The sequence below is a fragment of the Streptococcus pseudopneumoniae genome (assembly GCF_001072665.1).
Taxonomy (GTDB): domain Bacteria; phylum Bacillota; class Bacilli; order Lactobacillales; family Streptococcaceae; genus Streptococcus; species Streptococcus pseudopneumoniae_S.
This window is the reverse complement of sequence record NZ_JVJI01000091.1, coordinates 1-12,619: the sequence shown is the minus strand read 5'-3', so window position 1 is coordinate 12,619 and position 12,619 is coordinate 1. Positions and strand designations below refer to the sequence as shown.

7 protein-coding genes are annotated in these 12,619 nt (G+C 39.6%); 6 read left to right on the top strand and 1 reads right to left on the bottom strand.

What is annotated here, in order from left to right; genetic code table 11:
* On the top strand, window positions 1-3,238 hold a 3,238-nt coding region (locus tag ADH52_RS04845), incomplete at its 5' end, for an SIALI-17 repeat-containing surface protein (RefSeq protein WP_049510429.1).
* Between the two features lie 235 nt (window positions 3,239-3,473).
* Here ADH52_RS04845 and ADH52_RS04840 read toward each other — a convergent pair.
* Complete coding sequence (locus tag ADH52_RS04840) at window positions 3,474-4,022, bottom strand: NADPH-dependent FMN reductase (RefSeq protein ID WP_049492444.1); 549 nt, start codon at window positions 4,020-4,022, stop codon at window positions 3,474-3,476.
* Window positions 4,023-4,437: 415 nt separating this feature from the next.
* Between ADH52_RS04840 and ADH52_RS04835 the strand changes: the two genes are divergently transcribed.
* The 5 genes from ADH52_RS04835 to ADH52_RS04815 form a co-directional block, all read left to right on the top strand.
* The gene (locus tag ADH52_RS04835) at window positions 4,438-5,634 is read left to right on the top strand and encodes an MFS transporter (RefSeq protein WP_049510427.1); all 1,197 of its coding nucleotides are present in this window, start codon (window positions 4,438-4,440) and stop codon (window positions 5,632-5,634) included.
* A 291-nt stretch (window positions 5,635-5,925) separates the two neighbouring features.
* Window positions 5,926-6,414, top strand: a complete 489-nt coding sequence (locus tag ADH52_RS04830) for a DUF5590 domain-containing protein (protein ID WP_042750837.1) — start codon at window positions 5,926-5,928, stop codon at window positions 6,412-6,414.
* Window positions 6,411-7,589, top strand: a complete 1,179-nt coding sequence (locus ADH52_RS04825) for a pyridoxal phosphate-dependent aminotransferase (RefSeq protein ID WP_049510424.1) — start codon at window positions 6,411-6,413, stop codon at window positions 7,587-7,589. The genes ADH52_RS04830 and ADH52_RS04825 overlap by 4 nt, the downstream gene beginning before the upstream one ends.
* Window positions 7,590-7,605: 16 nt before the next feature.
* Window positions 7,606-8,949, top strand: coding sequence for an asparagine--tRNA ligase (asnS, locus tag ADH52_RS04820; protein ID WP_020902243.1), 1,344 nt, complete (start codon window positions 7,606-7,608; stop codon window positions 8,947-8,949).
* A 250-nt stretch (window positions 8,950-9,199) separates the two neighbouring features.
* Window positions 9,200-12,619 (top strand): mucin-binding protein (locus tag ADH52_RS04815; protein ID WP_049510421.1); only part of this gene is annotated, 3,420 nt, incomplete at its 3' end.

Here is a 12,619-nt window from a genome sequence, read left to right as displayed (position 1 = left end):
AGGCGACGTCTTCGTTAAGAATAACGGCAACTGGGACAAAGAAGGCAACATCAAGGGACCTAAGGGTGATAAAGGTGAACGTGGAGAAGATGGTAAGACTCCAGAAGTAACTGTAACTCCAGGTAAAGATGGTCATAGTACCGACATTACATTCACTGTTCCAGGTAAAGATCCAGTTACAGTAAATGTTAAGGACGGAGAAAATGGTCTGAACGGTAAAACTCCAAAAGTTGATTTGCTTCGTGTCGAAGGACAAAACGGCAATCCATCTCATACAATTGTGACATTCTATACTGATGAAAACAATGATGGTAAGTATACTCCAGGAACTGATGAACTTCTAGGTTCTGAAATGATTAAAGATGGTGCTAAAGGTGCGGACGGACGTGATGGTAAATCATTGCTTACTGTCAAAGATGGTAAAGAAACTAAAGTTTACCAAGAAGATCCAGCACATCCAGGTCAACCATTGAATCCTGAAAAACCTCTTGCAGTTATTAAAGATGGAGTGGACGGTGTCTCTCCAACAGTAACAGCTGTTCGTAAGGATGAAGAAGGGCATAAGGGTGTAGAAATCACGGTGGATAACCATGATGGTTCACAACCAACTACAGTCTTTGTTCAAGATGGTGCTAAGGGAGAAACTGGTGCAACCGGTCAGGATGGACAAACTCCTACAATCACTACTCAACGTGGACAAGATGGCCAAAGCACTCTTGTAACTATCACAACACCAGGTAAAGATCCAGTAACCTTTACAGTGAAAGATGGTAAGAATGGTAAAGATGGACGTACACCATTTATTGACTTAAATGCATTGGTGGAAGCAGTTAGAAGAGGTGTTGGATCAACTTCTAATTCACAACCTTCTGGAACATCAAGAAGTGCAAGAAATAGAAGAGCATTACCAGATGGAGATAGAAGTGCAACTGAGTCATCAGAAACAGTACAACCAACAACTACAGATTCAACAGGTACGCAACCAGAAACTACAGATTCACAACCAGTAAATGGTACTCGTATTACAGCATACTATGATAATAATGGTAACGGTAAATACGATCCAGGTGTGGATGAATTAATTGGTACAAGTGATATCTTGAATGGTACAAATGGACGTAATGGTACAGATGGAGCTTCTGGTACAAATGGACGTAACGGTGCTGAATTACTAAGTGGAGTTACTGCCCCAACTGCTAATGATGGTAAAGACGGTGATACTTATATCGACGCCAATACAGGTGATGTTTACAAGAAAGAAAATGGTTCTTGGAACAAGATTGGTAATATCCGTGGACCTCAAGGAGTAGCCGGTGAAAAAGGCGACAAAGGTGAAAAAGGTGAAAACGGAGCTAATGGAGCAGACGGTAAATCACCAGTTGTAAATGTAACGGACAATGGAGATGGAACACACTCTATTACTGTTAGAAACCCTGATGGTTCTGAATCAACAACTAAAGTTAAAGATGGTAAAGACGGTAAAACTGCCAATATCACTACAACAGAAAATCCAGATGGAAGCCACACAATCACTGTAACAAATCCAGACGGAACAACTAAAGAAACTGTTGTTAAGAATGGTAAAGATGGTAAGACTCCAAAAGTTGAAGTAACAGATAACAACGATGGAACTCATACTGTTAAAGTTACGGATGGAGACGGCAATGTTACCAACGCTATCATCAAAGATGGTAAAGACGGTAAAGCTGCAACAGCAACTACAACAGAAAACCCAGATGGAAGCCACAGAGTAACAATCACTAACCCAGACGGAACGAAGAATGAGTTTGTTGTTAAGAATGGTCGTGACGGTGTTGACGGACGTACTCCAACCGCATCTGTTCGTGATAATGGAGACGGAAGTCATACAATCGTTATTACAAATCCAGAAGGTGTGACAACTGAAACCACAGTTCGTGATGGTAAATCACCAAAAGTTACAATAACTGACGAACAGAATGGAACACATAAGATCTCAGTTCTAAATGGTGATGGAACAACTACTGAAACAATCATTAAAGATGGTAAATCACCAGTAGCAACAGTTAGAGATAACCATGATGGTACTTACACAATTCGTGTAGAAAACGGTAATGGTACTGTTTCTGAAACCACAGTTCGTGACGGTAAATCACCAACTGCTAAGGTTGTGGATAACGGAGATGGAACTCACACTATCACAGTTGTGAACTCAGACGGTACAACTACAACAACTACAGTTCGTGATGGTAAAGAACCAAAACTTGAAGTGATTGATAACAACAACGGTTCACACACTATTAAAGTGACAGGAGCTGATGGTAAAGAAACTACAACTACAATCTTTGATGGTAAATCACCAAAAGCGAACATCGTTGATAACGGAGACGGAACTCACACATTAACAATCATAGATTCTGATGGTCGTCAATACAAATCTATTATCAAAGATGGTAAAGACGGTAAAGATGGCGTTTCACCAACTGTAACTGTTAAAAATAATAACGACGGAACTCACGTTGTTACAATCACTAATCCAGATGGAAGTAAGACAGAAATGGTGATTAAAGACGGTAAAGATGGTAAATCACCAAAAGTTTCTGTTGAAGATAATGGTGATGGTAGTCATACAATCACAATCATCAATTCTGATGGAACTGTGACAAAAACAGTTGTTAAAGATGGACGTGATGGTCGCGACGGCAAAGATGGTAAGGACGGAAAAGATGGTAAATGTGGTTGCCAAGGCAAACCAGTAACACCATCAAATGACAAACCAGTTCCTCCAACACGTAATGTGCCAGAAGGACCAACGTTTGCAATGCCAGAACCACCAGTTCATGAATTGCCAGAATTCAACGGTGGTGTTCCAGGAATGCCAGAGGTTAATGAATTGCCAGAATTCAATGGTGGAGTACCAGGTATGCCAGAAGTCAATGAACTTCCTAATCCAGAAGTTCCAGGAATGCCAACACCTCCAGTTCATGAAATTCCAGAATTTAATGGCGGAGTACCTGGTATGCCTGAAGTTAATGACAAACCAGGTTCAAACATTCCTGAAGTTCCAACACAACCAAATCCAAATGTACCAGTTCAACCGGTAACACCATTAACTTCTAACCCAGTAGCACCAACTACAGGTAAAGAAAATCATGGTGACAAATTACCTGAAACTGGAAGCCAATCTGATTATATCTCTGTTCTTCTAGGTAGCGGTATTCTATTGAGCCTATATGTAGGTCGAAGAAAAGAAGATTAATCAGCAACAAGCAGTCATTAATTTCTCGAAAGAAGATGATAAGTGATAGATCTCGAATGAAAGAATATTCTTAGAACGATTTTCCATGATGGAAAAGACTGCTAAAAACCTTGAGTGGTAACGCTCAAGGTTTTTTTGGATGTCTGATGTTTGTCTGAAAATCTTGATTGAGAAATAAAAAGCCACCCTATGAGGTGGCTATAATTGATTTAGACTTCTTAAAATTCTCTATTTTTTACTGAATTGCTGCGACCAAGTCTTGAGCTTGTTTTTCAAGTGAATTTAGGACTGTTTCTTCAAGAACCAATTTTCCGTCTGCCCAAGCAGAGTCATTAACACGTGCAGCAGTGAAATCACCAACGACTTGTGTACGGATAAATGGCAAGAGGTCTTTGTAGATAGCGAAAAGTTGATCGTGACCTGCATTGGCTACAGATGATACTGTGACAAACTTGTCTTGAAGGGCAGAAGCGCCACGTGTATCAGACAAGTCAAGGGCACGAGATAACCAGTCAAGCAAGTTTTTCACTGTACCAGGGATAGAGAAGTTGTAGACTGGAGAGAAAATCCAGATGGCATCAGCAGCGAGAACTGCTTCACGAGCAGCCTCTACAGCTGGATGAGTTGGAACTTCTAAATCTTGGCTGAAGAGAGGAATGGATGAATAGTCAAGGTAGCTAACTTCTGCTTTACCAGCAAGTGCTTTCTCAGCTTCAAGGGCCATTTGGTGGTTGAAAGAACCTTGGCGTAGTGATCCAACGATAAATAATACTTTTTTAGACATGATGTGTCTCCTTTTTCTTAAATTTCCGAGAACTTTCTCGTTGTTATAAAATATATTACAACAAAACAAAAGGACTTGCAAGAAATTTGCTCAGAGTTTATTTGAAAATTATAAAATTGCTGAAACTCTAGTCAGTTGTCACTGGAAAAGTAAGAACTATTTTTTGGATTTTAGTTTTCTTTGATTTTATAGGAGTATTCCAATATTCTCTTGTAATATAATGACATAAGTGCTAAAATAAACAAGAAAACTAGCAATAGAAACCGCAGAACAGCTATTTTCCGGTATCATTTCATAAATCATTAAAGGAACAATAATGGCATTGAAGAATGCTTCTAAAAGGGGTGGAGATCATGTAAGGCAAAGATTAACAAGTGACGGACAAAAGAAATAATACACTTGTTAAGGAGAAAAGATGTTAATAAGAAATTATCGGAAAAATATTGGCCTGATGGCCGGAGTTGAGTTTTTTGCATTTCTAGGGATTACCAGTTTTTGGATTCTCTTTCTCAGTCAAAACGGAATGTCTCTTTGGCAGATTGGATTTCTGGAGAGTATTTTTCATACGACCAGTCTTCTCTGTGAAATTCCATCTGGTATGTTAGCTGACCGCTATTCCTATAAGACCAACCTTTATTTAAGTCGTATAGCAGGGATTGTGTCTTCTATTCTCATGTTGGCTGGGCAGGGAAATTTTTGGATTTATGCACTAGCTATGGCGATAAATGCCTTGTCTTATAATTTTGATTCAGGAACAAGCGCAGCAATGGTCTATGACTCGGCTGTAGAGGCTGGACTAAAAGAACGCTATCTATCCATTTCAAGTTTCATGTCAGGAGTAGCAGAAGGAACTCGGTCTTTGGGGACAGTGTTGGCGGGATTTTTTGTCCATGGTCAATTGCACCTGACCTACTATATCATGATTGCCACTTCTATCATAGTTCTTGTCTTGATTTGGATGCTGAAAGAACCTAGTGTCAAGCTAGAAAAAGCTGATAGTGTGACGATGAAACAGATTATTTGGACTGTTAGGGATGAGTTGGAGCGAAATCCCATGCTTTTCAACTGGATGATTTTATCTCAGATTGTCGGAACACTTATGTGCATGTTTTATTTTTACTATCAAAATCAGTTACCGGATTTAAGTAGTTGGCAAATTTCAGCAGTTATGCTACTTGGAAGTCTCTTGAATATCGTCGCAGTCTATCTAGCGAGTAAGATTGGAAAGAGATATGCCGCCTTGAAGCTTTTCCCTGTCCTCGTCCTGCTGACTGGAGTTACCTACCTGCTGTCCTACTTTGGAACACCTCTAATCTATATTTTGGTTTATTTGATTAGTAATGCTCTATATGCTCTTTTTCAGCCGATTTTTGATAATGATTTGCAAGAGCGGCTCCCAAGTGAAGTAAGGGCAACCATGCTGAGTGTCTACTCTATGATGTTTAGTCTAAGTATGATTGTCTTCTTCCCACTGACAGGCTGGTTGATTGACAATTTAGGCTTTGTAGTAACATTTCTTTATCTAGGATCCTTTTTAGTCATGATTAGCCTTCTACTGACTATCTTTTTAGGAAAAATGGCTAAAAGAATAGATGATAAAATGATTCCATAGATTAAAAGAATTTCTGAAAACTTGAGTGCAAGCTCAGGTTTTTTAATACGGTGATTTCGCTTGTGTCTATGCTTTTCTCTCTCGGTTTTAAACAAGAAAAATCGGTTTACTTTGAAGGAAGAAATAGAATTGGTTTCTTATACTCAATGAAAATCAAAGAGCAAACTAGGAAGCTAGCCGCAGACAGTACTTGGGTACGGCAAGGCGAAGCTGACGTGGTTTGAATTTGATTTTCGAAGAGTATTCTTGCATTCACTTGTAATAAAGCCCAATAGATGGTAAAATAGACGAGTGAAAACAAGACAAAATAAAGCAAAAAATAATCTACTGTGGCAGTATGGTCTAGGGATGACGATTTTGTTTGTGGTTATCAGTGCTTCCTTTCTGTATCTGGTTTCTCTTAGCATGAAACCTTATCAAACAGCTAAAAGTGAAGGAGAAAAATTAGCTCAGCAGTATGCAGGATTAGAGCAGGCTGATCAGGTTGATTTATACAATGGCTTGGAATCTTATTACAGCGTTCTTGGTCGTAATAAACAGCAAGAAGCACTTGCTGTCCTGATCGGAAAAGATGACCATAAGATTTACGTTTATCAGCTAAATCAGGGTATTTCACAAGAAAAAGCAGAAGCGGTTTCTAAGGAAAAAGGAGCTGGCGAGATTGACAAGATTACCTTTGGCCGTTATCAAGACAAGCCAATCTGGGAAGTCAAGTCAGGCTCCGATTTTTATCTAGTAGATTTTGAAACAGGAGCATTGGTCAATAAGGAGGGCCTATGAAACTATCCAACCGTGTTTTAGAAATGGAAGAAAGTGTGACCTTGGCTGCTGGAGCCCGTGCCAAAGCACTGAAGGCTGAGGGAAGAGATATCTTGTCTCTAACCTTGGGTGAGCCAGATTTCACTACTCCAAAAAATATCCAAGATGCCGCCATTGCATCGATTCAAGAGGGGCGTGCTTCTTTTTATACAGTAACCTCAGGCCTGCCAGAGCTCAAGGCAGCAGTCAATACCTACTTTGAGCGCTTTTATGGCTATTCTGTAGCGCCAAATCAAGTGACAGTAGCTGCAGGAGCAAAATATTCTCTCTATACCTTCTTTATGGCTGTGGTCAATCCAGGTGATGAAGTTATCATCCCAACCCCCTACTGGGTCAGCTATGGAGATCAGGTTAAGATGGCAGAGGGTGTGCCAGTCTTTGTTCCTGCTAAGGAAGACAATCACTTTAAGGTGACTGTAGAGCAGTTAGAAGCAGCTCGCACAGACAAGACCAAGGTTTTGGTGCTGAATTCACCATCTAATCCGACAGGTATGATTTACACCCGTGAGGAACTCTTAGCAATCGGGAACTGGGCTGTAGAAAAGGATATTCTCATCCTAGCAGACGATATCTATGGGCGCTTGGTCTATAATGGCCATGAGTTCACACCTATTTCTAGTCTATCAGAAGCGATTCGCAAGCAAACAGTGGTTATCAATGGTGTGTCTAAAACCTATGCTATGACTGGCTGGCGTATTGGCTATGCCGTTGGAGAAGCAGACATTATCGCTGCCATGTCCAAGATTGCAGGTCAAACAACTTCAAACCCGTCAGCAGTAGCCCAGTATGCAGCAGTTGAGGCTCTATCAGGCGAGCAAGATACGGTGGAAAGCATGCGTCAGGCTTTTGAGGAACGTCTCAATACCATCTATCCCCTTCTTGCTGAGGTGCCAGGATTTGAAGTGGTCAAACCGCAAGGAGCCTTCTACCTCTTCCCAAATGTCAAAAAGGCAATGGAGATGAAAGGCTATACGGATGTGACAGAATTTACAACCGCTATCCTAGAAGAAGCTGAAGTAGCCTTGGTCACAGGAGCTGGATTTGGAGCGCCAGAAAATGTCCGCCTCAGCTATGCGACAGACCTAGACACGCTTAAAGAAGCAGTTAACCGCTTGAAAGCATTTATGGAAAAATAAAAGAAAAGGAAAAATAATGACAAAACGTGTAACGATTATCGATGTAAAAGACTATGTTGGTCAAGAAGTGACGATTGGCGCTTGGGTTGCCAACAAATCAGGAAAAGGGAAAATCGCCTTCTTGCAATTGCGTGACGGGACAGCCTTCTTCCAAGGTGTGGCCTTTAAACCAAACTTTTTAGAAAAATTTGGTGAAGAAGTGGGACTTGAGAAGTTTGATGTCATCAAACGCTTGAGCCAAGAAACGTCTGTTTATGTGACAGGTATTGTCAAAGAAGACGAACGTTCTAAGTTTGGCTATGAGTTGGATATTACAGACATCGAAGTAATCGGTGAATCTCAAGACTACCCAATCACACCAAAAGAACACGGAACAGATTTCTTGATGGATAACCGTCACTTGTGGCTCCGTTCTCGTAAGCAAGTAGCTGTTATGCAAATCCGTAACGCTATCATCTATGCAACTTATGAATTCTTTGACAAGAACGGCTTCATGAAGTTTGATAGCCCAATTTTATCAGGAAATGCGGCTGAAGATTCAACTGAACTCTTTGAAACAGACTACTTCGGAACGCCAGCTTACTTGAGCCAATCAGGTCAGCTTTACCTAGAGGCAGGTGCTATGGCCCTTGGTCGTGTCTTTGACTTTGGTCCAGTATTCCGTGCTGAAAAATCAAAAACACGCCGTCACTTGACTGAGTTCTGGATGATGGATGCTGAGTACTCATACTTGACACATGATGAGTCGCTTGACTTGCAAGAAGCTTATGTAAAAGCTCTTTTACAAGGTGTTCTTGATCGTGCGCCTCAAGCCTTGGAAACATTGGAACGTGATACAGAACTCTTGAAACGCTACATTGCAGAGCCATTCAAACGCATCACTTATGATCAAGCCATTGACCTCTTGCAAGAACATGAAAATGATGAAGATGCTGACTACGAGCATCTTGAGCATGGCGATGACTTTGGTTCACCACACGAAACGTGGATTTCAAACCACTTTGGTGTGCCAACATTTGTCATGAACTATCCAGCAGCTATCAAGGCCTTCTACATGAAACCAGTTCCTGGAAATCCAGAGCGCGTGCTTTGTGCAGACTTGCTTGCTCCAGAAGGCTATGGAGAAATCATCGGTGGATCTATGCGTGAGGAAGACTACGATGCCCTTGTTGCTAAGATGGATGAACTTGGTATGGACCGTACAGAGTATGAATTCTACCTTGACCTTCGTAAATACGGTACAGTTCCACACGGTGGATTTGGTATCGGTATCGAACGTATGGTGACCTTTGCAGCAGGAACAAAACACATCCGTGAAGCTATCCCATTCCCACGTATGTTGCACCGTATTAAACCGTAAATAAAAAAGTTATTATAATAAAAAGAAGGGTAATTCCTTCTTTTTGTATTTTGGGTACAAAAATATTATACAAAAAGCGAGAATATATAGAACTTTTTGGTTGACTGGTGTTGAAAATATATGATAAAATTGAATAATGAGTATTGTGTTGTAGTTTCGTTAAAGAAGGCTTTCTTTAGCAGGAGAGGCAGGGGATATGAAGGGCTTCAACCGTATTCTAAATCAACATATATATAAATAAGGAGAAAACATGTATTCAAGAATGGAAAAATACCATGGTAGAAGAGCCCAGCGCTTTTCTATTCGTAAGTATAGTTTTGGTGCGGCTAGTGTTCTTTTGGGGACTGCTTTTCTTTTAGGAGCAAATGCTGTTAAAGCTGATGAGACAAGTACTGCTTCTACAAAAACTCCAGAAGTTACAAATTCTGATAAACAGAAACCTGATTCAGCCATAACAACACCAGTTGTTGAGGAACTTCCAGAATTAAAGATTGATGCTGTAAAAGCAGATGAAAAACCTGAAGTAAAAGAAGAAGTTAAAACTGAAGCTAAACCTGTAGCAGAAAAAGAAGTTACCGATAAAGCTGCAACAGAAAAATCTGATAAAGAGCAAGCTGATAAAAAAGAAGTAGCTAAAGAAAAAACTAACAAAGAAACATCTGAAAAAGCTGCAACAGAAAAAGCACAAGATGAAGTGAAGACAGTTCTTACTCAATTGACTTCAGAAGCTGATGTTATGGGCACAGTAGCCTCAAACTTCTCAGATAAAGAAGTGAAAGATGATGCATCTAAACAAAAATTATCAGCTGCAATTGCTACAGTGAAGCTTGAAGCAGTAGCGTCTAAAGGTTTACTTTCATCTGATGCTTCTAAAGACCAGATGGTAGCTCAAGTGAACCGTCTTTCTGCCGCAATTGAAGCAGTTTATGCTGAAATGAAACGTGCGGGTCATGCAGGTAAAGTTGAAGCTGTATTAGATGGTGCAGCAACTCAAGACCAAAAAATCGTAGGTAAAGATGTTGTTAAAGATGGAGAAAAAGTTAAATCTATAACAAATGGTTATATTACGATGAATGCTGATAATACAGCTCCTAAAGCATGGGGATTTGATTCAACAATTGATACTACAGATTTACAAGCAGGTTCAATTACAAAAATCGAAGTTACAAACTTAGCTGAGTTTGGTGCTGCCTTCCCTGCAGGAAAAGAAATTACTGCAGCAGATGGTACTGTAATCGGTAAAGTTAAATCTATCGACTATAGAACATCAACAGGAAACAACAATAACAAATCTGTACCATATTGGGCGCAACGTACACAACGTGGAATGACTTATGATCAGCGTGTTGCTGAACAACCAGCTGTTGCTAATGAAACGGGTACATATACTTACAACATTGAGTGGAACGCGAAAGTGAAAGATTATCCTGTTGTTTCATTTGGTGCTGAAAACTTATCAGGTGGTGGATACTTAGCTCCGCAAATCTCAAAAGATACAGATTATAAAGCTACTATTAAGATCGATGGCAGAACAGTTGTTGAACATACCTATACACGTAAAGGTCAGCAAGCAAGTTTCTCAAAACAAGGAACATCAGCTTCATTAAGATCAAATAATGGTTTAGGATATGTTTCTAATGAACTGAAAAGTAAGAGTGATACTCTAGAGATTAATACAGATTCAGACATCCGTTATGGAGTAGGGTCTAAATTTACTATTAAACTACCTAATTCTGAATTTACAGAATTCAAAGAACTTCAAGGAAGTACTAACTTTGTAAATGGTCTAAATACAGCTTCAACTCTTAACCCTAATAAAGGAGACAGTATTACATACCGTCTTGCTAACCGTTGGGCAAACGTTAAAGCTAATGAAAATAATGTTTGGATTCTTCAAGATGGTCGTGAAGGTGGATTTACATTAACTCCAAAACTAATCTCTCCAACAGAATTAGAAGTAACTGTAACAGAAGGATACATCCAAGAAGGTTCTAATATCTCGTTATCTCTTCAATCTTTAGGTGTAGAGAAAGTTATTAAAGATAAAACTTTAACAAGTGAATTCTCTAATGTTACTTATAATGAATTTGGACTTATTACAGGTGGAACAGCAGGGAATGATAAAACAGCAGCTACGTTAACGGTCTCTGGTGGAACATCTATTAGTGGTGAAAAAGAAGATGTAACTACAACAGTTGCAAATGGTTGGGAAATCAATGCATCTGGAACACCTCTAGGAGAACCACCAACAGGAGCAGTAGTAATTGGACTTAAAGATCTTGAGACTGGTAAAATTATAGGGCATGCTACTACTAAATATGATGGTAATCGTCCGTTAAATGAAGATGGTACAAAGGATAATACTAATGTCCTAGGTAAAAAATACGATGTATCTGACTATATTCCTCCATTAATAAAAGAAGTGGATGAAGAAGAGTACATCCTTGCAGACATCCCTACAACAGGAATTGAAGGTACATTAAGTGTAACGAACACTAGAGCTCGTGATTTATATTCTACTGAAGAATTGAAAAAGAATGGACTTAATGCTTCAGCTTATGTTACGCCAGTAGATTACAATTATGTTAAGAAAACAAAAGTAGAAGAAGTAAATCGTACAATTAAGTATGTTTATGCCGATGATGCACCAGGTCTTGCAGGACAACAAGTATTTGATCCAACGACTCAGACTGTAAGCTATAAAGGAACTGTTAAGACAAATGCTGAGGGTAAAGCAGTAATTGGTTCAAATGATAAACCAATCTACATTAACTGGAAAGGTATTGGAGATACAAATCTTCCAGAAGTAACAGTACCTCAAAAAGAAGGATACATTGCAAGTGTAGAAAAAGTTCCGGTACAGCCAACAACTGCAACAGATGAAGATTACGAATATGTAGTAACTTACTCACCAATCCAAAAAGCTAAAACAACATTTGTCTACCAAGACAAAGATGGTAATGTTAAGCAAGTGGAAGGTAACACGCCAATCTCTGAAACAGGTAAAGGTGGAGACAAACTTACAAAAGCAGATGAAATCGCTGCGAGAATCAAAGAAGCTCAAAACAAAGGATATGAAGTAGTTTCTAATACATATCCAACAGATGGCGTCTTTGATAAAGATGTTGACACTGACCAAGAGTTCACAGTAACACTTAAAGAACGTGTTGTACCAGTTACACCAGATCAACCAAAAACACCAGGAACTCCAGTAGATCCAAATAACCCAGACGGACCTAAATACCCAGCTGGTTTGGAAGAAAAAGATCTAAACAAAACTGTCACACGTACAATTACTTATGTTTACGAAGATGGCACTCCAGTATTAAACGAAGACGGCACTCCAAAAACAGTAACACAAGAAGCTAAATTCACACGTGAAGCGAAAGTTAATTTAGTTACAGGAGAAGTTACATATGGAGATTGGACTCCAGCACAAGATTTAGCTGAAGTTAAATCACCAGTAGTTAAAGGATTCTTAGCTGACAAAGCAAGTGTACCAGTAGTAAACGTAACAGGTGATTCTGAAGATATCAAGGAAGTAGTAACCTACAAACCACTTGGTTCATGGGTACCAAACATCCCAGGTCAACCAACAAACCCAATTAAGTATCCAAATGATCCAACAGATCCAACCAAACCAGGACAACCAACAGAAGTAGTACCATAT

Coding starts and splice junctions, on each gene's coding strand:
- ADH52_RS04840 (WP_049492444.1), bottom strand. CDS start 4,022: ATGTCTAAAAAAGTATTATTTATCGTTGGATCACTACGCCAAGGTTCT.
- ADH52_RS04835 (WP_049510427.1), top strand. CDS start 4,438: ATGTTAATAAGAAATTATCGGAAAAATATTGGCCTGATGGCCGGAGTT.
- ADH52_RS04825 (WP_049510424.1), top strand. CDS start 6,411: ATGAAACTATCCAACCGTGTTTTAGAAATGGAAGAAAGTGTGACCTTG.
- asnS (WP_020902243.1), top strand. CDS start 7,606: ATGACAAAACGTGTAACGATTATCGATGTAAAAGACTATGTTGGTCAA.